The sequence below is a fragment of the Amycolatopsis sp. WAC 04169 genome (assembly GCF_003947535.1).
GTDB classification, from domain to species: domain Bacteria; phylum Actinomycetota; class Actinomycetes; order Mycobacteriales; family Pseudonocardiaceae; genus Amycolatopsis; species Amycolatopsis keratiniphila.
On record NZ_QHJI01000001.1, the window covers coordinates 833,673 to 856,482 of the forward strand.

Annotated in this window: 21 protein-coding genes, 3 tRNA genes and 1 pseudogene; 10 read left to right on the forward strand and 15 right to left on the reverse strand. The window is 68.1% G+C overall.

Going from position 1 to position 22,810, the window contains the following annotated elements:
- Window positions 1-13 precede the first annotated feature (13 nt).
- From DMC61_RS04040 to DMC61_RS04055, 4 genes are all read right to left on the reverse strand, one after another.
- Entirely contained in the window at window positions 14-1,492 is a 1,479-nt protein-coding gene (locus tag DMC61_RS04040; RefSeq protein ID WP_125686868.1) for a PPE domain-containing protein, read from the reverse strand.
- Between the two features lie 19 nt (window positions 1,493-1,511).
- Window positions 1,512-2,066, reverse strand: coding sequence for a DUF3558 family protein (locus DMC61_RS04045; protein ID WP_125686870.1), 555 nt, complete (start codon window positions 2,064-2,066; stop codon window positions 1,512-1,514).
- A gap of 10 nt (window positions 2,067-2,076) precedes the next feature.
- Entirely contained in the window at window positions 2,077-2,493 is a 417-nt protein-coding gene (locus tag DMC61_RS04050) for a hypothetical protein (protein ID WP_125686873.1), read from the reverse strand.
- Window positions 2,494-2,587: 94 nt separating this feature from the next.
- Window positions 2,588-3,340 (reverse strand): ESX secretion-associated protein EspG, encoded by a 753-nt coding sequence (locus DMC61_RS04055; RefSeq protein ID WP_233594686.1) that lies wholly within the window; start codon window positions 3,338-3,340, stop codon window positions 2,588-2,590.
- Window positions 3,341-3,464: 124 nt separating this feature from the next.
- Here DMC61_RS04055 and DMC61_RS04060 point away from each other — a divergent pair, with 124 nt between their 5' ends.
- Window positions 3,465-6,131, forward strand: a complete 2,667-nt coding sequence (locus DMC61_RS04060; protein ID WP_125686875.1) for a tetratricopeptide repeat protein — start codon at window positions 3,465-3,467, stop codon at window positions 6,129-6,131.
- 24 nt (window positions 6,132-6,155) lie between these two features.
- Here DMC61_RS04060 and DMC61_RS04065 read toward each other — a convergent pair whose 3' ends face one another.
- The 6 genes from DMC61_RS04065 to DMC61_RS04090 all read right to left on the reverse strand — a co-directional run bounded on the left by DMC61_RS04065 (window position 6,156) and on the right by DMC61_RS04090 (window position 11,127).
- Window positions 6,156-6,740 carry a PaaI family thioesterase gene (locus tag DMC61_RS04065; RefSeq protein WP_016330842.1) on the reverse strand — a complete coding sequence of 195 codons (585 nt, stop codon included), beginning with the start codon at window positions 6,738-6,740 and terminating at the stop codon, window positions 6,156-6,158.
- Window positions 6,741-6,749: 9 nt separating this feature from the next.
- A complete protein-coding gene (locus DMC61_RS04070) occupies window positions 6,750-8,165 on the reverse strand; it encodes an MFS transporter (RefSeq protein ID WP_125686877.1) in 1,416 nt (471 codons plus the stop codon).
- Window positions 8,166-8,379: 214 nt separating this feature from the next.
- The gene (locus DMC61_RS04075; RefSeq protein WP_233594687.1) at window positions 8,380-8,838 is read right to left on the reverse strand and encodes a hypothetical protein; all 459 of its coding nucleotides are present in this window, start codon (window positions 8,836-8,838) and stop codon (window positions 8,380-8,382) included.
- Window positions 8,839-8,842: 4 nt separating this feature from the next.
- Window positions 8,843-9,400, reverse strand: coding sequence for a SigE family RNA polymerase sigma factor (locus DMC61_RS04080; protein WP_125686881.1), 558 nt, complete (start codon window positions 9,398-9,400; stop codon window positions 8,843-8,845).
- Window positions 9,401-9,745: a hypothetical protein gene (locus tag DMC61_RS04085; protein ID WP_125686883.1), complete on the reverse strand. Its 345-nt coding sequence runs from the start codon at window positions 9,743-9,745 to the stop codon at window positions 9,401-9,403.
- Window positions 9,746-9,885: 140 nt separating this feature from the next.
- Complete coding sequence (locus tag DMC61_RS04090) at window positions 9,886-11,127, reverse strand: Ig-like domain-containing protein (protein WP_125686885.1); 1,242 nt, start codon at window positions 11,125-11,127, stop codon at window positions 9,886-9,888.
- 421 nt (window positions 11,128-11,548) lie between these two features.
- On the opposite strand from DMC61_RS04090, the gene DMC61_RS04095 reads away from it, so the two are divergent.
- Window positions 11,549-11,752: a cold-shock protein gene (locus tag DMC61_RS04095; protein ID WP_003097368.1), complete on the forward strand. Its 204-nt coding sequence runs from the start codon at window positions 11,549-11,551 to the stop codon at window positions 11,750-11,752.
- A gap of 118 nt (window positions 11,753-11,870) precedes the next feature.
- Here the strand turns inward: DMC61_RS04095 and DMC61_RS04100 are convergent, their stop codons facing one another.
- Window positions 11,871-12,290, reverse strand: coding sequence for a hypothetical protein (locus tag DMC61_RS04100; RefSeq protein WP_125686887.1), 420 nt, complete (start codon window positions 12,288-12,290; stop codon window positions 11,871-11,873).
- Window positions 12,291-12,804: 514 nt separating this feature from the next.
- Between DMC61_RS04100 and DMC61_RS04105 the strand changes: the two genes are divergently transcribed.
- The 5 genes and pseudogenes from DMC61_RS04105 (at window position 12,805) to DMC61_RS04125 (ending at window position 14,392) form a co-directional block, all read left to right on the forward strand.
- Window positions 12,805-13,062, forward strand: coding sequence for a hypothetical protein (locus DMC61_RS04105; protein WP_020633070.1), 258 nt, complete (start codon window positions 12,805-12,807; stop codon window positions 13,060-13,062).
- A 126-nt stretch (window positions 13,063-13,188) separates the two neighbouring features.
- Window positions 13,189-13,967, forward strand: a pseudogene (locus DMC61_RS04110) (hypothetical protein).
- Window positions 13,968-14,112: 145 nt separating this feature from the next.
- Window positions 14,113-14,185: transfer RNA gene (locus tag DMC61_RS04115), tRNA-Glu, on the forward strand.
- Between the two features lie 28 nt (window positions 14,186-14,213).
- Window positions 14,214-14,287: transfer RNA gene (locus DMC61_RS04120), tRNA-Asp, on the forward strand.
- A 31-nt stretch (window positions 14,288-14,318) separates the two neighbouring features.
- A tRNA-Phe gene (locus DMC61_RS04125) sits at window positions 14,319-14,392 on the forward strand.
- A 125-nt stretch (window positions 14,393-14,517) separates the two neighbouring features.
- Here the strand turns inward: DMC61_RS04125 and DMC61_RS04130 are convergent.
- Window positions 14,518-15,297, reverse strand: coding sequence for a trypsin-like serine protease (locus DMC61_RS04130; RefSeq protein ID WP_016330851.1), 780 nt, complete (start codon window positions 15,295-15,297; stop codon window positions 14,518-14,520).
- A 157-nt stretch (window positions 15,298-15,454) separates the two neighbouring features.
- Between DMC61_RS04130 and DMC61_RS04135 the strand changes: the two genes are divergently transcribed.
- Window positions 15,455-16,276: an arylamine N-acetyltransferase gene (locus DMC61_RS04135; RefSeq protein WP_125686889.1), complete on the forward strand. Its 822-nt coding sequence runs from the start codon at window positions 15,455-15,457 to the stop codon at window positions 16,274-16,276.
- A gap of 4 nt (window positions 16,277-16,280) precedes the next feature.
- Here DMC61_RS04135 and DMC61_RS04140 read toward each other — a convergent pair whose 3' ends face one another.
- Entirely contained in the window at window positions 16,281-16,580 is a 300-nt protein-coding gene (locus tag DMC61_RS04140; protein WP_016330853.1) for a GNAT family N-acetyltransferase, read from the reverse strand.
- Window positions 16,577-19,357, reverse strand: a complete 2,781-nt coding sequence (locus tag DMC61_RS04145; RefSeq protein WP_125686891.1) for an EAL domain-containing protein — start codon at window positions 19,355-19,357, stop codon at window positions 16,577-16,579. The genes DMC61_RS04140 and DMC61_RS04145 overlap by 4 nt, the downstream gene beginning before the upstream one ends.
- 246 nt (window positions 19,358-19,603) lie before the next feature.
- Between DMC61_RS04145 and DMC61_RS04150 the strand changes: the two genes are divergently transcribed.
- Entirely contained in the window at window positions 19,604-20,125 is a 522-nt protein-coding gene (locus DMC61_RS04150; RefSeq protein WP_125686893.1) for a serine/threonine protein kinase, read from the forward strand.
- Here the strand turns inward: DMC61_RS04150 and DMC61_RS04155 are convergent.
- Window positions 20,122-21,471, reverse strand: coding sequence for a nucleobase:cation symporter-2 family protein (locus tag DMC61_RS04155; protein WP_063272037.1), 1,350 nt, complete (start codon window positions 21,469-21,471; stop codon window positions 20,122-20,124). The two genes, DMC61_RS04150 and DMC61_RS04155, sit on opposite strands and share 4 nt — an antisense overlap.
- Window positions 21,472-21,566: 95 nt before the next feature.
- On the opposite strand from DMC61_RS04155, the gene DMC61_RS04160 reads away from it, so the two are divergent.
- Window positions 21,567-22,781: an NAD(P)/FAD-dependent oxidoreductase gene (locus DMC61_RS04160; RefSeq protein ID WP_125686895.1), complete on the forward strand. Its 1,215-nt coding sequence runs from the start codon at window positions 21,567-21,569 to the stop codon at window positions 22,779-22,781.
- Window positions 22,782-22,810: the final 29 nt, after the last annotated feature.

The following is a 22,810-nucleotide window of genomic DNA, read 5'->3' on the forward strand; positions in this document are numbered from 1 at the left end:
GGCCCGCTTCGTCTTACCGGGACTTGTCGCCGATCACCGGCGGCACCGGCTTCATCTCGCCCTCGTAGCCGCCGAACAACACGTCGGCGTCTTCCTCCTGCAGGTAGTTCGGGGCCTTCTTTTCCTTGTCCTCTTCCTTCTGCCCCCGGCCACCGGGCGCGCCGGCGCCCATCGGTCCGTGGCCGCCGCCCTTGCCCGCCGCGGCCGCGCCACCCCGGGCGACGCGCTCCTCCGGCAGCTTGCCCGACCCGGACCCGCCGCCCTTGCCCGCGAGCTTCTCTGCGTCACCGGCCGCGACCTTGCCGCCCGCGAGCCGCTCGGTGACGTTGCCCGACCCGCCGTTGCGCCCGAACCCGCCGCCACCGCCGCTGGTCAACCGGTTCGCCGCACTGCCGCCCGGCCCGCTCGTCGTCCGGCCGGGTTTGCCGCGATACTGCTCGCTGCCCAGCCGCCCGAGCCCGGTGGGACCAGGCCCGTTCAGCGCCGCCAACCCCGGCCCCGGTCCCGGCCGGAACGACCCCGGCGGCCCGCTGACCGGCTGATTCGGCCCCGGCACGCCGGTGTGCCCGCCACCCGTGGTGATCCCGGGTCCCGGCGCCGGCCCGCTCGGACCACCCGGCACGCCTGGCCCTGGGCCAGCGTTGGGCCCGGGCCCCGGCCCGCCGTTGAAGCCTCTGGGCTCGGTACCCCCGGAAAACCCGGACGCCGTCGTCGACTCGCCCATCTCCGGCGGCGGCGCGAAGGTGGGCTGCTTGGAATTGACGTCGAAGAGCGACTGGTCGTAGTTGTGCATCACCTGCGCGGCCTGCTGATGTGCCTGGAACGACTGCTCCTGCTTGGCCGAGATGTTGCCGACCGTGTCCACCGCGCCGGCGAGATTCCCCGTCGCGAGCTGGTTGAGCGCGTTCTTGTACTCGGCGTTGCGGTCGAAGGGGATCTCTTCGGGCATCGAGTTCTTCGCGGTGGTGGCCGCGGCGGCGGACTGGGAGAAGCGGTTGGAGGCGAGGTACGCGCCATCGCCCGCGGTGTCGGCCCACTTGCTGATGTTGGTGAAGAAATCGGTGACCGACTTGGCGCCGTCGCCCTGCCAGTGCTCGCCTTCCTTGCCGATCGCGTCGCGGACGGCGTTGCTGAAGTTGTTCAGGGAGTTGCCCTGGTTGTTCCAGAGCTCGCCCTTCTCGTCGATGTCCCGCGGATCGAGGTCCTGCGTGACCATGTTCTTGAGCTCGCCGTGAGGGACGGCTTCATAGCGCTGTTCCGACGGGTTGAGACCGGTGCGGAACTGCTGGCCCTGCGTGAGCGCCGCGGCCTGCTCGGCCGAGTACTGCCCGGCCTTCGCTTCAGCCGTCAGCCTGGCGGTCAGGGAGTTGCCGCCGGGTCCGGCGTTGGTCTCGTTGTACGTGTCGGAGTACCGCTTGGCCTCGTACGTCCGGCCGGGGTTGCCCAGCGCGGAGAACTTGCTGTCGAAGTCGTCTTGCCCGACGTTGACCATGGTCCCTCCCGTTCCGTCGTCAGTTGCCTCTAGGCAGTTTCGGTTCAGCGGCTTCTGCGATCTCGCGGGAGAGGGCGCAGGCTTCCTCGTTGGTCCCTGTTTGTTCCAAAGTGGTTGACGCCGTCATTCGCGCGTTCGGACCGACAGCGACAGCGACTGTGCAGGCATCGGTCCCCGCGTCACCCGGGATTTCCACCGCTTCACGGCCGTTCAACTTCGAGGGGACTTTGGTTCCTTGCCCAGGCGACAGCTTGTCGATCCCGGCCTCGGGGACGAGGTAGATGCTGACGGAGGCATAGCCGCGTTTCGCGGTTCCACATCCATTGTCGCTCTCGTAGGTCTCCACCTTCGGAGGCTCGAAACCCTTGGCCGCAGTCGTCGGCTCCAGCAGATCGCAGGCTTTCAGGTCTTTGAACACATCTGCAGGATCAGTACCTGAAGAGGTCGCCGTGGATGGGCCGGGTGACGTCGGTATGGGCGTCGCTGTTCCGGGTTTCTCCGACGAACAAGCGGTTGCGGTAAGTAAGGCAATCGTCAGTGCCGGCACTAGGCGGTGGCGAAGGTGAAGTTTCATAGGAAAGAAGTCAGCCCTGCTTCAGATTCTTGAATGCGTCCGCGCCATTTTCGTCTTGTTGCTTGTACTTGGTCTTTGCCAGTTCGATGGCCTCATTGGCTCGAATCACGATGTCTCTCAACATGTCCAACTGCTTCTTTGCCGACAAGTCGTCACCGTCCGCAACCAGGACTGCATGGTCACCGATCCGCTGCGCGTACGGACCGGTACCGAGCTTTGGTTTTTCCGCAAGGCGTTGGAACCAGCGTTTGTTGCTGTTCCAGTCGTAGAGATAGTCGTTGACCGCCTTCTTGAGGGCTTCCCCGGCCTCTTCGCTGACCTTGAACCGCCCCTCCTTCGCCGCGGTCACCATCGCGTCGGCCTGCGCCGAGAAGTCACCCAACATGTCGGAGAAGTTGCCCGGCGGTCCGCCGGTGCCGTCCGTCATGGTCTCTCCCCTGTACCAAGTCCCGGTTACTCGTAGCGCTCGTCAGATCACGATATCAGCGGAAACGGCCTCGAAGGCCGCCTCTCGACGAGGATCACGCGCTGCCGACACGGGCGGCTTCGACCAGGTCGTGGACCCATCGGGCCAGGTGAGAGCCACTCGTCGGGGTGAAGGTGCGGCGGACTTCGCCGTCGGGGAAACGGTCGGTGTTGAGCATGAAGCGGCCCTGAAGGCTGTCGAACCACTGGACGCTTTTCTGCTGCGGTTTGCCCCGGTCGTCGCGCAGGGTGACGCTGATCGTGCCCAGTCGCGCGAGCGGGTGTTCGAAGAAGCGGGCGGCCGCGCCCAGGCGGAGGTTGTCCGGGTCCTCGTCGAACGGGTCGTCCGGTCGCTTGGCCGGGGGGAGCGTGCTGGACGTCGTCACCCGGCCGGGGAACGGCTGCAGGGACGGCAGATATCCGAGCAGGGTCGCGACGACCTGTTCGGGGTAGACCGGTTCGAAGAGGATGTCGAAGCCGCGCTGCTGGCTCACGATGCCCTGGCGGCTGTTCCACGCACCCCGATAGAGGTATTCGGCGTCCTGCTCGACCTCGTGCGCCTCCATGGTGACGACGAAGTCCCCGGTGGCCCAGAGCCGGAGGGACTGTTCGTAGTCGCGCAGGAGTTCGCGGCCGCGGGCGAAGCCTCGGTCGGCCAGCCCGGACCAGATCTCTTCGCAGTGCCGCTCGCGTTCGGTGATGGTGGTTCCGACGGTCGGGATCTCGAAGGGCAGCACGAATCTGCCGAGCCCGAGTTCTTCGAGTACGACGTCGAGCTGGGCCATCGACATCGAAAATGACGCAGGCACCGGTCCCTCCCCCTCATCACCTGCTGAATCGGTTCTCCACCGCACCGTAGCGGGTTCGACCCGGCGCGGGCATGACCTGCCTGCTCACGGCTAGGATCGAATCCCAAGCCGTCGGGAGGTACCAGTGTCGGAAGAGCCGCGCCGTCCTCGGCACGCAGCGCCGGACGACGCCACGCCGGAGCGTGAGCCGGAGTCCGCCTCCTGGACGCCGCCGGCGCCGGTCCGCTGGGAAACGCCCGAGCCGTCCATTTCCGGCAGGCTCGATCTCTCCGAGCCGCGGCCCGAGCAGGAGCCGGAGAAGGACGCCGAGCGCACGATTTACCACGCACCCGTCCAGCGTCCGCAGACTCCGCCGCGCGGCCAGCAGCGGCCGATCCCCGGCGCCGAGGATCCGACGCGTCCGCCGGGCGACATGGCCCCGGTGAGCCCGCAGACCCAGGTCGTCCGTCCCGCCTGGCAGGCGCCCGCCGACGCGCCGCAGCCGACCAGCGTGCTCGCCTCGCCGGCACCGGAGACGCAGAGCATCATGCCGCCGACGCCACGCGTCGACAGCGGTCCCGGGCCGTTGCCGGACCCGGGCACGGAAAGCGTCCTTCCCGAACGCTCCAGCGAAAGCCGGGGAACCGGCACCGGCACCGGTTCGGGCAGCCACGGCACGGGGACCGGCACCGGAACGGGTTCGTTCCCCGGCACCGCGCGCCGGACATCGTCCCGCACGTCGCGCCGCGGCCGTCTCGGCGCCGGGCTCGTCGACGTCCCGCAGGTGCCGTACCGCGACCCGGCGTCCGCCGTCCTCGAGAACCCGATGGTCTCCGAGGAGAAACGCTTCTGCGGCAGCTGCAGTGCCAAGGTCGGCCGCGGCAAGGACGGCGAGCCCGGCTCGCCCGAGGGCAAATGCGAGAAGTGCGGGAACCCGTTCTCCTTCGTCCCGAAGCTGCGGCCGAACGAGATCGTCGGCGGCCAGTACGAGGTGCTCGGCGCGCTCGCGTACGGCGGCCTCGGCTGGATCTACCTCGCGCAGGACCACAACGTCAGCGACCGCTGGGTGGTGCTCAAGGGCCTGATCGACACCGGCGACGCCACCGCGATGGCGGCCGCCGCCAACGAGCAGCGCTTCCTCGCCGAGGTCGAGCACCCCAACATCGTCAAGATCCACAACTTCGTGCAGCACCCGGACGGCGACACCGGCAACTCGGTCGGCTACATCGTCATGGAGTACGTCGGCGGCCAGTCGCTGCGCCAGCTCGCGCTCGCGCACCACCGCGAGACGAAACGCCCGGAGCCGCTGCCGATCGGCCAGGTGATCGCCTACGGGCTCGAGATCCTGCCCGCCATGGGCTACCTGCACGGCCAGAACCTGCTGTACTGCGACCTCAAGCCCGACAACGTCATCCAGACGCACGAACAGCTCAAGCTGATCGACCTCGGCGCGGTCCGCCGCATCGACGACTACGAGAGCCCGCTGTTCTTCACCACCGGCTACAGCGCGCCCGAATTGGCGACGCACGGCGCTTCGGTGGCATCGGACCTGTACACGGTCGGCCGCACGCTCGCCGTGCTCAGCTTCGAATTCTCCGGTTACACCAGCAAGTACAAGACGACCCTGCCCGGCCCGGACGTCGTGCCGCTGTTCGCGCTCTTCGGTTCGTACTACCGCTTCTTGAAGCGCGCGACGCACACCGACCCGGACCGCCGGTTCATCGCGGCCGAGGAGATGGCCGACCAGCTGACCGGCGTGCTCCGCGAGATCATGGCGCTGGGCACCGGGAAACCGCGCCCTGGCGCGTCGACCGTCTTCGGGCCGGAGACCCGCACGTTCGGTGTCGACATGGTCGTCCCGGAACACGGCGGGAGCGTGCCGCTGCCCGATCCGGGCGAAGTGGTCGCCGGGCTGCCGATCCCACAGGTCGACACCGATGACCCGGCGGCAGGCGTGCTCGCGTCGACGGTCGCGCTCGATCCCGCGGGCGCGATCGAGTCGCTGGCCGGGGCGCCGCGCGAGTCGATCGAGGTCCGGCTGCGCATCGTCCGCGCGCGGATCGAGCTCGGTGAGCTGGTCGAGGCGCAGCGGCAGCTGCAGGCCGCGCAGTACCTCGCGATCAAGGCCGGTTTCCCGCACGACTGGCGGATCGACTGGTACCGCGGCCTGATCGAGCTCGCGGGCGGACGGTCCCGCGTCGCGCACGTCGCGTTCGAAGCGGTGTACGACGACCTTCCCGGGGAGATCGCGCCGAAGCTGGCCTTGGCCGTCAGCGCGGAAGGGGTCGGGGACTACTTCGGCGCCGCGCGCTATTACGAGCTGGTGTGGCGAACGGACCGGTCGTACGTCAGCGCAGCCTTCGGGCTCGCTCGCGTGTACCTCGCGCAAGGCGCCAGGGCCAGCGCGATCGAGGTGCTGGAGGCCGTCCCGGCGTCGTCGTCGCATCACGTCGCCGCGCAGGTGGCCGCGATCAAGATCAAGACCAGGATCAACGGCGGCGGCAAGGATCCGGTGATGGTGTCCGAGCGGGATCTCGTCGACGCCTCGACGCGGCTGGAGCGCTTGCAGCTCGACGCCGAACGCCGCACACGTTTGTCGGCGGAGGTCCTCGAAGCGGCGTACGGCTGGCTGAACTCGCAGAACCAGCCGACACCGGGCGCGAAGGTGCTGGGCTGTGCCCTGGAAGAGCGAGACCTGCGCTTCGGGCTCGAGCGTTGCTATCGGACGCTGGCGAGGCTGGCCGGATCGGTCGACAAGCGGGTCGAACTCGTCGACAAGGCGAACGCGATCCGGCCGCGAACCCTCACCTAGCCCCGCATTCAGAGGACTGAATGCTCAGGGGTTGATGTCCCACTCGCGGGCGCGCTGGGCCTTTTCGTGCGCGGCGGCGAGTTTCTGCAGCGCCTCGGGATCCCCGTGGGTGCTGAAGTGCTCGAACTCGACCCGCACGAACAGCGCCCGCGCGCGCACCGCGACGGGGCCGTCTTCGGCGTCGAGCCGTCCGTCGGCGCTCACGTAGATCTTCCGGCCGGCGATGCCGTCCAGTTTCGTGGCGATGTACAGGGTCGAGCCGACCGGGACCGGCCGGAGGAAGTCCGTCTCCAGTTTCCCGGTGACGGCGGGGCGGCGCAGCAGGTTCCCGACGGTCGCGCCGAGCGCTTCGTCGAAGGCGCAAGCCAGCAGTCCGCCATGGGCGAGGCCGGGCGCACCCTGGTGGGCGGAGGTGACGGTGAACTTGGAGTACACCGTCGTCCCTTCGCCCACCGTCGAATGCAGGTGAAGCCCGGCCTCGATCTCGTCGCCGCACCCGAAACACTCACCGAAGTGGATGCCGAGGTGGCTGCCCTGCTTGGGGGCTTCCGGGTGGACGGTCGCCGGTTCGACTTCGACCGGCGGCCACGGCTGCGAGATACGGCTCATGGAAAGACGTTAACTCGCCGGTAGCTCCGAGGCGCCGCCGGGAGTGGCCGTTTCCGGTTTCCGGCGCCGGATGATCCGCGAGCTCACGATGCGACGCAGTGACACCCCGGCCGTTTCCGGCAGCAGCAGGATCGGGATGGCCGCGATCGCCGCCGAGCCCATCAGGTAGTACGCGGGCCACAGGGTGTCGCCGGTCGAGTTCACCAGGCTGCCGATGACGTACGACGCCGTGCCGCCGAACGCCGCGGTCGAAACGCTGTACCCGATGGAGAAGCCGCCGTAGCGCTCCTGTGTCGGGAACATCGCCGGCAGCGTCGCCGCCAGCACGGCCAGGATCAGCACCAGCGGCACCGCGATCATCAGCACGCCGAGGGTGAGCTGCCAGCCGTTCTGGTCGTCCGCGGCCGCGCCCATCAGCGAGAACGCCGGGATGGGCAACACCAGGAAGCTGGCACAACTCGCGATCAGGATGGGTTTTCGCCCGATGCGGTCGGACAGCATGCCGATCGGCACGATCAGGACCAGCATCAGCGCGATGGTCGCCAGGATGATCAGCAACGGCGCGTGCCCGCTGAAGCCGACCACGTCCTTGAGGTAGGTCTCCAGATAAGTGATCACGATGTAGTCGGCGACGTTCAGCATCACCACGATCCCGATCAGGTGCAGGATCGACGTCCAGTGCTTCTTGAGCAGCGCCTTCAGCGGCGACTTCTCGACCTGGTTCTTCTTCTCGATCTCCTGGAACAGCGGAGTGTCCTCCAGCTTGTTCCGCAGGTACAGACCGATGATGCCGAGCGGGCCCGCGATCAGGAACGGCAGACGCCAGCCCCATTCGCGCATGGCCTCGTCGCCGAGGACGACGGTGAAGATCGTGACGAAGCCGGCGCCCATCGCGAAGCCGACGAGCGTGCCGAACTCCAGCCAGCTGCCCCAGAAACCCCGGCGCCGGGCGGGCGCGTACTCCGCGATGAACGTCGCCGCGCCGCCGTACTCACCGCCCGCCGAGAAGCCTTGGATGGTGCGCAACAGGATCAGCAGGACCGCCGCGGCCGGGCCGATCGTCGCGTAGGACGGCAACAGGCCGATGATGAACGTCGACCCGGACATCAGGATGATCGTCAGCGCCAGCACCTTCTGGCGCCCGATCTTGTCCCCCAGCGGACCGAACACGAAGCTGCCGAACGGCCGGACGACGAACGTGATCGCCAAGACCGCGAAGGTCGCCAGCGCGCCTTCGGAAGTGCTCGACGCGTTGAAGAAGACCTGCCCCAGAATGGCCGGCATGAAGCCGAAAACACCGAAGTCGTACCACTCGATGCAGTTACCCATCGCCGCCCCGGCGACGGCTTTTCTGATCTGCTCAGGTGGGGCCTCCGATGGTTCCCCTTTTTTCTGATGTGACGCACTCAGCGCCTCTTCGGCCATGGGTTTGACCTCCCGACCCACCCGTTTACTTACCCATCGTCGAGGGTTTGTTCCCCCGACCGTAGGCGTTCAAACGTCCGGGTTCAGCGCTTTGGATCGGCCGCGGGAGCGCCGTTCCGCCAATACGGTGACGAACCACCAGGTGAAGCCGATGTCGGAGAATTTCCGATTACTTTGGGTCACACTTCGGGAAACGGACGTTCCGGAGGGGAGATCAGCGGGTCGCGGCCGTTGTCGGCGGCTCGCCCGGCTGCTTCGTCGGAGTGGGCGCACGAGGGGGAAGGGCCGTCGTCGTACGGCCGGGCGTGATGGTCCGCGGCGTCGAACGTGGCGGTTCGGTCTTCGGGGCGGAGGAGACGGGAGGCGGCTTCTCGGGGGTGACCTCCGGCCGCGGCGTCGACTCGGCGGGCGCGGGGGAGACCGGTGCCGGGGCGATGGTCGACAGGCCCGGCCCCGCGGGTTGGACCGGCGCGGGCCCCTCGCCACCGCGACCGCCGACGGCGAGCGCGCCGAACACGATCACCCCGATCGTCGCCAGCGAACTGCCCGCCACGGCCAGCCGTTTGCGTCGTCGCCGGATCCGGCCACCCCGCTCGATGATGTCCGCCGCCCGGATGCCCATCGGTGGACCGCTCGCTCCGTGCGCAAGCACGCCTTTGATGTCCTCGTCCATCTCCTCACCTCCCATCGTCGTGCGCTCCGCTCAAGGCCAGTTCACTGAAATGCGGACCGAGCCGTTTACGCAGGGTCGCGAGCCCCCGCGCGCCCTGGCTCTTCACGTTCCCGGTGCTGCAGCCCAGCGCCGTGGCCGTCTCTTCGACGCTGAGATCCTCGAAGTAGCGCAACACCAGGACGGCGCGCTGCTTCGGGGCGATGCCGGACAGGGCGTGCCTGACCAGCATCTCCTGTTCCGTGCCGGTGGTTTCGGCCGGGACGTCGGGGAGAGCGTCCGTGAGCTTCTCCCGTTTGCGCCAGACGCGCCGATGCTCGGAGAGGAACGTCCGCAGCACGATCTTGCGCGCGTAGCCGTCGAGCGCGTCGTGCCGGGAGAGCCTCGGCCAAGCCAGATACAGCTTCAGCAGCGCGGCCTGGGTGATGTCCTCGGCCTGATGCCAGTCGCCGCACAGGAGGTACGCGGTGGCACGCAGGTTGTGCGCGCGCTCGTCGAAGTACCGGGCGAACTCGCCGTCCCACGGCGAGCCCGTCCCGGTCTTCGACGAGCGGCTCGGCGTCACCTAGTTACCGGCTCCTTCGACGATGGCGGGGAGGTGCAGATCCCCGGTCGGCCCGGCGGGAACGGCCTTGGGCACGCGGTGCTCACCCGGAGCGACGACCGACGGCGTCTTCGGGACATCGCGCGGCGGCGCGGTGGTGGCGCGGGGCGGCTCGGCCGGCCGCGTGGTGGTGGGCGCCTTGGTCGGCGGCTGGGGCGCCTGAGTGACCGTCGGCGACGGGGCGCTCTGATCGGCCGACGCCAGCGACGTGGTCGCGAAGGCGGCGCCGCCCGCCAGCAGCAGCGCGCCGAGAGTGAGAGCGATACGAGTACGCAAGAGTGTCTCCTCGATCCGGGCGCCGCTCATTGGCCGCGGCGCCTTACGTCGTTAGACATGCGTCCCGCCCCGCCATCGGTTGCATCGACTTTTCGGGAAATCTCAGGCGACCGACACGAACGGCCGGAGACCACAGAGGGTCTCCGGCCGCCCGGTTCCATGGAAGTACTTCAGCTCGCGAGCGCGGAGAGCTTGGACCACTCCTCCCAGGAGTACGTCCAGTCGCTGTAGTCGCGGGCCCGGTTGATCTTCACCGTGCTGCCCTCGATCTCGACGGGGTCCCCGACCAGGGCGCCGTCCATGTACGCCTTGGCGTTCGCCGGCGCCAGGTTCACGCAGCCGTGCGAGATGTTCTTCTTGCCCTGCGCCCAGATCGAAGGCGCGTAGCCGTGGATGAACTCGCCGTTGGTGGAGAACCGCACCGCGGACGGCACGACGATGTTCTCGTAGTTGTAGCGCTCGTTGGTCATCGAGTACGTGTCGTGCTTGGACATCACCACGTGCGTGCCGCTCGGCGTGACGCGGCCCGGGTCGGCGTCGAGGCCGTAGCTGGCCGGGTAGTCCGCGATCTGCTGCCCGTCGCGGATCACCACGAGCCGGTGGGTCTGGGTGTTGCCCTTGACGATCTGCGAGCGGCCGATCGTGAAGCTCGCCGAGCGGTCTTCCTTGCCGTACACGCCTTCGCCGATCTTGACGCCGTAGATCTTGGCGTTGAACTTCACCGTGGTGCCGGGCTGCCAGTAGGCCTTCGGCCGCCAGTGCACCGAGGTGTCGTCGTGGACCCAGGCCCAGGAACCCTCGGTCTTCGGCGTGGTCTCGACAGACAGCGCCTTCTCGACCGAGGCCTTGTCGGTGACCTTGCTCGGGAACGTCAGCGTGATCGGCATGGCGACGCCGTACGTCTGCCCGTCGAAGACGTTGATGTTCGCGCCCACCTGCTTGCGCGGTTTGACGGTGGTGAAGGCCCCGCCGATGTCGACGGGCTTGCCGTCGGTGCCGGTGGCCTTGCCGGACCACGTGTAGGACTTGCCGTAGCCGAGCTGCTCGGTGGTGGACCAGCTCTTCTTGTCCTCGGACGGCTGCCCCGCGACCTGCTTGCCGTCCGGGTTGGTCAGCACGACCTGGTCGAGCGTGCCGTCGGCGACGCTGACCTTGATGGGCTGCCCCGGCGCGACGTCCTGCGCGCCCGCGGCGGGCTCGTACGTCAGCTTGGCCGGCGCGGGCGCCTTGCCGCCGGTGTCGCTGCTGACCGGCCCGCCGCCGTCCGGCCCGCTGGCCGAAACGGTCGGCTCGCTGCTGCACGCCCCCAGCGTCAGAACGGCCACCAACCCCAGTGCCGCGATCGCCGCCCGGCGGCGCGCGGTTTCCGTGAACCTCAAAGCTTCCCCTTTGCTCCCCTGTACACCGACCATGACGTCCGGACAGCCCCGTAAGTTGATCCCACGGAGAGTGATGCGAGTCACAATCGGGTGGATCGTAGTTCACGATCGGGGCATGGCCGACTTCGGTCCGTGTCCGGCGATGAGCTGAGGTCGGCGTGCGGCGACAGGCTAGCGAGGGGGTCCGACAGAAGCCGGATCGGTATACGACGTTCCGGTGACCTTGGTGCTTGGGGGTGCCCAGAGTCCGATCACGGGCTTCAAATATGGCCAGATCCCGGTACGCTGCCATCAGGCCGTCGTTTTGCGTGTTCGTGGCTTCACACTCGCGGAACTTCTGACGCGAGCCATGAGCCGGTGACGCGCTCTTCGCTCGACTCGTTGGAACCGCCCGGGACGGTCTGGGTGTCGCTTCGGAGGCACTCGAAGCGGATGTGCAACGAGGAGTAAAGCGGTGGCGCAAGGCACTGTGAAGTGGTTCAACGCGGAGAAGGGCTTCGGCTTCATCGCGCAGGATGGCGGCGAGGGCGACGTCTTCGTTCACTACTCGGAGATCGAGGGTCGCGGTTTCCGCACGCTCGAGGAGAACCAGCGAGTGGAGTTCGAGGTCGGTCAGGGCCAGAAGGGCCCGCAGGCCCAGAAGGTCCGCGCGATCTGAGTCCGCCCTTCAGGCGTTGCTCAGACTGATCGGAAAAGCCCCCGGCGATCTCGCCGGGGGCTTTTCCCTTTGTTGCTGAAGCTTCTTCTGTTGTGCTGTTCCGTTCCGGGGCGAGGAGTCAGCGCGGGACGGGCTGATCCCACGCGTTGGCGTCGAAGCGGAATTCGTCGGTGTGGGCTTCCTCGTGGCGGCGCTGCTGGGCCGAGTTGGCCTGCGACTCCCACGAAAGGCGCTCGAGGATCCATTCCTGCGCCAGCGCCTGCGGAGACAGGTTGCGCTCGGCCGCGGCGTCCTTGAGCTGTTCGCAGGCGATGAGGTTCATTCGCAGCTGGAAGACCTGCGCTTCGCCGAAACGCTTGCCGGTGCCGGTGCTCTCCGGGTCGTTTTCCGGGGCGAGGGCACGAAGGTAGCTGGTGAGCTCCGTGTCTTCGACGACCGCTTCGGCCTCCTTGGTGGGGGAGTTGCGGTGACGACCGGGGTTGACCGGCTTCAGGTTCGTGCGGCTGCCGCTACGACGGCTGAGGGAAGGAAGGGGCACTGGGCCACGATAACGGTTGGGTCTCGGCAAACCAACCACAGTGAGCCACGACACACCCATTTTCTTGTCTCGAATGGCCCAACCCCGAGAGGAAAACCTTTTCCTGTGATCACAACCCGCGACCGGAAGAGGAAAGACCAACGGGACCGGGCATCGGCCGCCAACCGCCGCCGCAAGGAACCTGGGGTCTGGGGGTGGCCCCCAGAAAACGGAGCGACCCCCGCGCCAGGGGGAGGAACGCGGGGGTCGGAGGGGATCTCCACAGGCGCTGACCGGGGGTGTGTCAGCGAATCGATTGTTGCACGGTTTCCTGAGAAGGGCGAGTGGGCGCGGGCAGAATTCCGGTCAGGGCGCCACCTCTGGTTCGCCTGTGGTTCATGTGGCGCGGGTGTGCGCGTGATCGCTCTGCGTTGTGCGGAGCGTGGCGACAGGTTCACTCTCCGGGGGGCTGTGTGTCGCGGCCGGCTCTGGCTAGCCTCGCGGCCAAGCTGTTCGTTGGCCGTCTGGAGGAACCATGGGTGGGTCTGTGGAAGTGCGACAGTTCCTCCTTCGGTACGAAGGTGCCGATGGGGGAAGCTCGACGACGTTGGCCGGTGGTCTGCCGGCGCAGCGCACGGGTCAGGGGGACGCCCAGCGGGTGTCCGACGACCAGGTGCGGCGTGCCCGGCTGGCGGTGGCCAACGGGGCGCTGGGCGTCGATGACTGTGTCCAGTTGCTGGACATGCTGGGGTTGACGCTGGACGAGGACGGGCAGGCGCCCGTCCAGCGCTGAGTTCGTTCGTTCACGAGGCCCGGTCGCGCGGGGTGTGCCGCGCGGCCGGGCCTTCGTTCGTCCTCGACGCCCGTCCACCAGTTGTGTAACACTGTTATCAAACGACTGGCGGGAAGGTGCGACGACATGGCCGACGAAGCGGCGATCGCGGTGGCTCGGGAGATTCGAGGCCCGGTGCAGGTGCTGGGCGGGAAATTCATGACCTCGCCGGAGCTCGCCGAGGTCGAGGCGGAGGTGGGCCTGTCGCCGCGGACGCTGTACCTGCGCGGCCGGTCCGCGGTGCTGGGCGACCCGCCGCCGAAGGTGGTCGCGGAGCTGTTCGGCATCTTCCCGTCCTGGCTCTTCGAGTTCGCTCTTCCGTCCGCGACGGTGGCGCTCGACGCGGCCTCCGCGGTCCGCGCCTACTCGCGGTCATCGGCGAACTGGGCGCGCGTCAGCCTTTCGGGTGTCGACGATCCGGGTCGTCCGGCGGATCTGTTGTTCCGTCTCGTGGACGCCGCGGACGCGAGCGGTCTCGCGTTGTTCGCCGGTTGGCAACTCGCCGAACGTCCGGCGGACGACGTCGAGCGGCTGGCGTTCGCCCTCATGGTCTTTCGAGAGTTCCGCGGGGGCATCCACTTCGCGGCCCTGCGCGCGGTGGGCCTGACGGTGCCCGAGGCGGTCGTCGCGGATCCGGAGGGCGGTCGCGGCCGTCTCCTGCGCACCGCGTGGTCCGAGGAAGCCGCCGACGGGTTGATCGTCGCGGCGGAGGCGAAGGCGATCTGCGGCAGCGGTGGCGGCAGGCGGATGACCTGACCGATCGGCGCGTGGCCGAACTTCTCGCCGTCACCCTGACGGGCGACGAGCAGGAGGAGCTTCGGCAGCGTCTCGGAGCCCTACGGGACGCCTCGGCCCTGATATCCTGAACTCACCGCGTTCTCGCAGGTCCCAGCCCTGTGAACAACTAGAGGACCCCCTGTGCGGGAGCCGAAACAGGCGTGTCCTATAGTTATGTTCGCTCCCGGGGACACCGGAGAGCGCGGGTCGGTCGGTTCGCCGAAACCGAACCGGGCTCCCATCGTCCAGCGGCCTAGGACTCCGCCCTTTCAAGGCGGCAACGCGGGTTCGAATCCCGTTGGGAGTACGCAGTACAGTTACAAAGCAGTATGCAAGGCCCTGTGGCGCAGTTGGTTAGCGCGTCGCCCTGTCACGGCGAAGGTCGCGGGTTCGAGTCCCGTCAGGGTCGCAAGATCGTTCGGCTCCTCGCCGGCGTTCCCGGCCAGGTAGCTCAGTTGGTACGAGCGTCCGCCTGAAAAGCGGAAGGTCGCCGGTTCGACCCCGGCCCTGGCCACCGCTCAACGAACCGCCTCGATGCACATCGAGGCGGTTTTTTCATGCCTGGGGCCGATTCCACGCCAACGCGCGGTGGCGTCCGATGTCGCAGGAGCATCGGGCGCCACCGCGCGGTGCGGTGTCCTACTTGCCGGTCTGCTGCTTGACCCAGTCGGTGAACGCGGTCACGTCGGTGTAGATGCCCGGCATCTCCGGGCAGCTGGCGGTCTGACCGCGGCTGGTGGCGCCGACCAGCGTCCACTTGTCGCCGTTCTTGACCACGGCGGGGCCGCCCGAGTCGCCGTAGCAGGCGCTCGCCTTGCCGCCCTGGTTGTCCATGCACAGCTCGGTCTGCGCGTCGTAGGCCCCGGAGCCGGAGCAGCCGGAGTCTTCGGCGACCTTGGTGTCGAGCTGCTGGAGCACCACCGGAGCCTCACCGCAGCCGCGTGTGGGGCAGGTCAGGCCCCAGCCGATCTCGCGCACGTCGGTGCCCGCCGCCGGCGACTGGCCGATCTCGATCGGCGTCGCTTCCGCCGGCTTGGTCAGATGCACCAGGGCGATGTCGTACGGGCCGGAGCCGTCGTACTTCTCGTGGACCACGAACTTGTCGACCTCGGCGACTTCACCGCCCTTGGTGTGGTCGGTGGTGTTGATGCGGTACTGCCAGTTGGCGGGCTGCTCGCCCTCGACGCAGTGCGCGGCGGTCACCAGCCACTCCGGCGAGATCAGGGACGCGCCGCAGTTGTGGTCGCCGCTCTTGGTCTGCATGGAAGCCATGAAGGTGTAGGTCTCGGTCGCGTCCACACCACCCACGATCAGCGGCTGAACGCCCGAGGGCGGTTCGGCGGCGGAAGCAGGCATCGCCAACCCGAGTACGGCGGCCGCTCCGGTCAGCAGACCGGCGACGAGGGAACGAGTCCTCATCTGCTTTCTCCTTCCAGGCCGGTGTGTTTCACCGGCTCACTCCGGAAGGGTGGCCAATCGTCACTCGTCCGTGGAACTTACGAAAGTCGGTGGCCGTTGCCAGTTACCAGTTGGCCGATCTTGACTTCGAGTTAGGTGGAGGTGTCAATCTCGGGGCATGACAAGCACAGCTGAGCAGGTCGACGAATGGACCGTCGGCACCCTCGACCTCGACGCGTACCTCGGCCGGATCGGCCAGAATCGCGAGACGCCGTCCGCCGCCGCGTTGCGTGAGCTGGCGAAGGCGCATGTCCTCGCCGTTCCGTTCGAGAACGTCGACGTCGTTTTGGGGCAGCACAAGGGAATCGCGCTCGAAGACGTGATCGGCAAACTCGTCGGCCGTCATCGCGGCGGCTACTGTTACGAGCACGGAAGCCTTTTCGCCGCGGCCGCCGAGCAGCTCGGTTACTCCGTGCGCCGTCTGGTCGCCCGTGTACAGCCGCAGAAGAACGGGCCGTACACGCATATGACGCTCGCGATCGAGGCGGACGGCGTCCAGCACCTGGTCGACGTCGGCTTCGGCGCCGGGATGCTGGTGCCGATGCCGCTGGTCGACGGCGCGGTGGTGGATCAGGCGGGCTGGCCGCACCGGCTCGTCGCCGACGGCGACTGGTGGCGCCTGCAGAAGAAGGAGGGCGAAGACTGGACCGACCTGCACGCCTTCACGCTCACGCCGATGCACCGGATCGACTACGAGGTCTACCACCACTACACGTCGACACATCCGCGGTCGCCGTTCACCGGGCAGCTGGTGGTCATGCGCCTGGAGGAAGGGCTCAGCCGCAAACTGGTCGGCGAAGAGTTCATCGTCGAACGCCCCGACGGGACCAAGGAGACCACCACGATCCCGCCCGAGCGGCTCGACGCGACACTGCGCGAGCTGGACGTCGTCCTCACCGAGGACGAGCTCGCGGAACTGCTGAAGATCTACCCGGGCTGAGCGCTCAGAGCTCGAATTCGGCGCGCTTGTCCTCGGGGACGAGGTCTTCGTACTCGCGGTGTTTCGCGATGAAGGAACGCACGTACGGGCAGTAGGGCAGGACGGACCTGCCCTGCGACCGGACGTCGTCGAGCGCGGCGGTCACGAGCTTGCCCGCCAGGCCCTGGCCCGCGAAGTCGTCCGAGATTTCGGTGTGCAGGAACAGGATCGCGTCGGTACGCGTACGGGTTTCCAGGAACCCGGCGGGTTTCCCGTCCACGACGATGTCGTAGCGGTCTTCTCCGGCTTTGATCTCGACACTCATCCAGCTGCTCCGAAAAGTTCGTCCGGCGGCGCGGGGCGACCGAGATGGAAGCCCTGCGCCTGGTCACAGTGCAGCTCACGCAGGACCGTGAGCTGCTCTTCGTCTTCGACACCTTCGGCGACGACGATCAGGTCGACGGCGTGCGCCATCGCGATGATGCTCTTGACGATCGCGGCCGCGTCCCGCGATTCCGCGATGCCGGTGACGAAGGTGCGATCGATCTTGAGCGTATCCAACGGAAGCCGTTGCAGCTGGGCGAGCGACGAGTAGCCGGTGCCGAAGTCGTCGATCGCCAGCGAGACACCCAGATCGCGCAACGAAGTCAGGACTTCGGCGGCCGCGGCCTGATCCCGCATCAGCGCGCTCTCGGTGACTTCGAGGGTCAGGGCGTGCGGCGGGAGCCCGGTGGTCTTCAGCGCGTCCTGCACCCCGGCCACCAGATGCGGATCGTCCAGCTGCCGGGCCGACAGGTTGACCTTGAGGTTCAGGTCGATGCCGAGCTGCTCGCGCCGCCTGGCGATCTCGCGGGTGGTCGTGCGCAGGACGTACTTGCCGATCAGGTTGATCAGGTCACTTTCCTCGGCCAGCGGGATGAACTCGGCGGGAGAGATCGTGCCGTGCGCGGGATGTTTCCAGCGCAGCAACGCCTCCACGGCGACCATCTCGCCGGATTCGATGTCCACGACCGGTTGGTACGCCGTCCAGAGTTCCTCGTTCTGCAGGGCGTCGCGCAGGTCCTGCTCCATGCGCAGCCGCCGCTGCATCCGCTCGCGCAGCTCGACGTCGAAGAACTCGTAACGCGCCCGGCCGAGCGTTTTCGCTTGGTACATCGCGACATCCGCGTCCCGCAGCAGATCCTCGGCGGTCCGGGTGTCGTCGTTGGCCGCGGTGACGATGCCGATGCTGGCGTCGATGTGCAGCTGCCTGCCGTTGACGGTGATCGGCTCGGTCAGCGCCTCGCGCAGATGTTCCGCCAGCGCCTTGATCTCGTCCGGCTCGGTGATCTCCGCGGTGACGACGACGAATTCGTCGCCGCCGAGCCTGCCGACGAGATCGTTCTCGCCGATGCCCCGGCGCAGGCGTTCGCCCGCGATGCGGAGCACCTTGTCGCCGACGGAATGCCCGAGGGAATCGTTGATCACCTTGAACTTGTCGAGGTCGATGAACAGCAGCGTGGTCAGCTCGGCGCGCCCGGCGCCGGACAGCGCCTCGGCGAGACTGTCCAGCACCAGCGTGCGGTTCGCGAGTTCGGTGAGCGGGTCGTGCGTCGCCTCGTGGGCGAGCCGCTCGCCGATGGCGCGGCGTTCGGTGATGTCGGTGAACGAGGCGACCACCGCCTCGGCCGACGGGTCTTCCGGGGTCAGCAGCCGCGACGTCAGCGAGATCCAGACGTCGTCGCCGGCGGGCCTGCGCAGCCGCAGCACGAGGCCGGTCAGCGTCGCCCCGGTCCGCCGGGTCACCACCGACGGCATCCGGGCGGGCGGGATGCGGCCCTGTTCGTCGTACAGCTCCAGCGTCACGCACGGGACACCGATGAGGTCGTCGTGGCCGACGCCGATGATCCGGCACGCCGCGGGGTTGGCCGATTCGATGAGACCGCCCGGGCCGATCACGACCACACCTTCGTCGAGGGAGGCGACCACCGTGCTGTAGTGCTGCTCGGCCCGTCGGCGGGCCGTTTCGTCGGCGCAGACCAGGACGAAACCGTCGTTCATCTCCGCGGCCGAGATGCGGATGGCCAGGGTCGAGCCGTTGCGGTGGCGGTGGGTCGTCTGCATGACGCCACCCCGGCGGCGCAGCACCGTTTCCGGGTCGAGCGCGGCGCCGACGAGTTCGCTCACCGTGCGGCCGATCGCCTCGCCCGCCGTCCAGCCGTACACGTTCTCGGCGGCGGGGTTCCAGCTGGTCACCACGCCGCTGCCGCTGGTCGCGATGATCGCGTCGCTGACATGGCTGATCAGCGCGGCCTGGTAGCGCAGCGTCGCTTCGGCGGCCTTCTGCGCGCTGATGTCGCGCATGATGACCTGGAACGCGGGCCTGCCTTCCCAGGTCGTGCGCACCGAAATGCTCTGGACCAGGTACTTCGTGCCGTCGAGGCGGAGCATGACGGTGTCGGCGGGGACGGTCGAGGCGCCCTGACGGTGCAGCGACGCGATCCGGTCCAGGAGAGCCGGAAGCGATTCGTCGGCGACGAAGTCCATGATCGGCCGCCCGATCAGCTCGGCGGTCGACGAGGCACCGAGCGCGGTGAGGGCCGCACGGTTGACGTAGGTGACAACGCCGGCTTCGTGGACACAGACCGCGTCGGGACTGAGTTCGACCAAAAGCCGGTAACGGTCAGTGAGATCTTCGAGGGCCTGCCGGTTCTCGCGGACGTCGGTCACGTCGGTGGCGATGCCGAGCAGCCCCGACGAGCCGTTGTCGTCGCCGATGGTGCGGGCGCGCAGCCGGACCCAGCGGATCTCGCCCGCCGGGTTCCGGAACGACTGCTCGAGTTCGAACTCGCGCCAAGGCGGGGAAGTGCGGGTGCCGGAGGTCAGCGGGGCCACCAGATCGGCGAGCCTGGACTCGATCTCGGCTTCGGAAAGCGTGCCTCCGCCCAGCAGATTCTCGAGTCCGGGCAGCCAGGACAGGGTTTCGGCCTCGAAATCGTACGACCAGATGGCGGCGTGGTCGCCCGCGAGGCCGAGATCGCCGAGCGGCTCGTTTCCGAGCGGCGCGCCTGCCGGACGACCGGAATTCCCGGCCCCGGGCACGGCGAGGGCGTCAGCCTCCATGATCCGTCCGAACCCCCTCTTCCGGTGCTGGCACCGTCGATTACACCACCCGCGGAGGGCGCTGTATACGCGAGCCGGAGGCGGGCCACCGCCGATATGCGCGGGAGCATATGAATACACGCTGTGTGACTGGCCTACGCTAGCGTGTTCCATCGGGTGAATAATTTTTGGTTAACTTCACCCATTCGGCGGTGAGTTGCGGTAAAACTACTCCTCGCTCGTTCCCGGTGCGAAAGGTTTCAGCTGGTGGATGACGACGATGTTTCGGTCGCCGACCTGCTTATTCGCGAGGGCTGGGACGACCACGAGGAGTCACGGGCAAAGTCACGCTGGAGAGTTATCGCGGTCGTGATCGCCGTGGTGGTCGCCTGTGGCGCGGCCGCGGTACTCGTCGGGTTCGAATCCGATCCCGAACAGAATGCGGCGCCGAACCCGGTCAGCGTCATCGAGATGCCGAAGCGGCCTTCGGAAAACGGGGGAGCCGACGCGACTTCGGCCGTTCCGTCCACCGAGACCGTCGAAACCGGTGAAGGCGGGACGTCGACGCGGCCCAGCAAGACGACGTCCAGCCGCCGCACGTCGAGTTCGGCCGCGCAGACGTCCTCCTCGTCCGACCCCACCACGCCGACGTCGTCGGACGGGTCCGCGGATCCGCCGCAGACCACCGGTTCCACGGTCGTCCCGCAGCCGCCCAACCCGACTCCGCCGCCGCCCTCGACGACGCCGACCGAAGAGTGCAACCTGTGGCCGAAGTGGCTCTTCTGTTAGGGCGCTTGCAGTAGATCGGGGTCCCGGCGTTTGCCGAGGTGGTTGAACAGCAGGTTGAGGGTGAAGGCGACGATCGCGGCGACCGTGATCGGGCTGCCGCAGATGGTCTGCAACCACGCCGGGAAGTGCTGGAAGAAGATCGAATTCCCGAACTGGTTGGTGGCGAACGCGGGCAGCAGGCCGACCCCCACCGACACCGCGACGATGAAGGTGTTGTGGTTGCCGGAGAACTCCACCTTCTTCAGGTTCTGCACGCCGACCGCGGCGACCATCGCGAACATGACCACCGCGACCGCGCCGATCACCGGTTCCGGCACGGCGGCGACGAAGGCGCCGACCTTCGGCACCAGGCCCATCAGCACGAGCAGGCCGCCCGCCATCGCGACCACCCACCGGCTGCGCACCCCGGTCATCTGCACGAGGCCGACGTTCTGCGCGAAAGCCGTGTCCGGGAACGAGTTCATCGCGCCACCGAGGATGGCTGAGAGACCATCGGTGGCGAGACCGCGCGCGAGGTCTGAGTCGGTCGCCGGGCGTCCGGTGATCTCGCCGACGGCGACGAGGTCCGCGGTGGATTCGGTGTAGGTCACCAGCATCACGACGCACATCGAGAGTACGGCCGCGATCGGGAAGGTCGGCGGGCCGAAGTGGAACGGCGACGCTAGGCCGAACCAATCGGCGTCGGCGATGCCCTTGAAACTCACCAGACCCATCGGGATCGCCGCGACCAGGCCGATCAGCAGTGCCAGCAGCGGGCCGATCTGGCTCGCGAACCCGCGCAGGACCCGGGTGAACAGGACGATCACCGCGATCACGCCGAACGCCAGCGCGATGTTGGCCGGTTTCGCGTAATCCGGCGAACCGGTGTCGTGGCCGGCGATCAGGCCGACGCCCGGGCCGATGAGCGAGATGCCGATGACCATGAGCAGCGTGCCCGAGACCAGCGGCGGGAAGAACCGGATCATCTTCGCGAACGGCTTGGCGATGAGCAGGCCGAACACCCCCGACGCGATCATCGCGCCGTAGACGGCCTGCATGCCGTACTGGGACGCGATCATGATCATCGGGTTGACCACGGTGAACGTCGCACCCGCCACCACCGGCAGCCGGATGCCGAAGATCCGCCCGATCCCGATCGCCTGTATCAGCGTCGCGATGCCCGCGACCAGCAGATCCGCGTTGACCAGCAACGCGATCGTCGCCGCGTCCAGTTTCAGCGCGCTGCCGACGACGAGCGGGACGGCCACGGAGCCCGCGTACATGATCGTCATGTGCTGCAGGCCGAGCAAGGTCAGCTTCGGCAGCGGCGGGCGGGCGTCCACCGGGTGGACCTCGGGACGGCTCATGGGCATGACCGTAGCGCGTCCGCCGCGGGCGGATCACGTGTCGAAAAGGCCGGAGCTGTGTTGAATGGACGTCGGGCACAACGAAAGGAGCGCCGATGGAGACCGTCCTCGTCGTAGGGGCCGGGCAGAGCGGGTTCGGGGTGGCGACCTCGCTGCGGGACAAGGGGTTCGGCGGGCGGGTGGTGCTGATCGGCGACGAACCCGGGCTGCCCTACCAGCGGCCTCCGTTGTCGAAGGGCTATCTCGCCGGCACCGCGGGCGACGCCCAGCTGCGTCTGCGGCCCGAGGACTTCTTCGCGGAGAAGAACATCGAGCTGATCCCGGGCCGCGTCGCGTCAGTGGATCGCGACGGGACGAAGGTGGTGCTAGAGGACGGGAGCGCTCACGAGTACGACCATCTGGTGCTGGCGACGGGAGCGGTCAACCGGGTCCTGCCGGTTCCTGGGTCCACTTTGGATGGTGTGTTCACCTTGCGCACCAAGGACGAGGCCGACGTCCTGCGCGCCGCCTTGCAGAGCGCGGAGAACGTGGTCGTGGTCGGGGGCGGGTTCATCGGGCTGGAGTTCGCCGCGCACGCCGGGCGGCCCGTGACGATCGTCGAGGCGCAGGACCGGCTGATGGCCCGCGTCGCGACTCCGGAGGTCTCGGCGTACTTCGCCGCTCTGCACGAGGAAGCCGGCCACACGATCCTGCTCGGCAAGGGCGTCGCGGCGCTGCGCGGTGAAGGCCGGGTGGCCGAGGTGGAACTGAGTGACGGCAGCCTGCTGCCCGCCGATCTGGTGCTGGTCGGGGTCGGGGTGGAGCCGCGGACACGGCTCGCCGAAGGGGCGGGGCTCGCCGTGGCGAACGGTGTCGTCGTCGACGAGCACCTGCGCACGAGCGACCCGAAGATCTCGGCGGTCGGGGACTGCGCGAACTTCCCGTGTGTCCAGGCGGGCACGGCGACGCGGTTGGAGTCGGTGCAGAACGCCGTCGACCAGGCGCGGGCGGTGGCGGCCGTCATCGCGGGCGAACCCCAGCCCTACGACAGCCTGCCGTGGTTCTGGACCGATCAGCTCGGCGCGAAACTGCAGATCGCCGGGATCCTGACCGGGGCGGAGAAGACCGTCGTGACCGGGGATCGGGAGGGTGGGAAGTTCTCGGTGCTGTCATTCCGCGACGGCGTGCTCGTCGGGGTCGAGTCGGTGAACCGGCCGCCGGACCACATCGCCGCGCGCCGCCTGTTCGCCGCGGATCCGGCGCCGCGGTTCGAGACGCTGGAGGCCAACGGCTTCGATCTCAAGGCGACCTTCGCGTCAACCCGTGGTTGACGATTGGTAAGCGTCAACCTAGAGTTGAC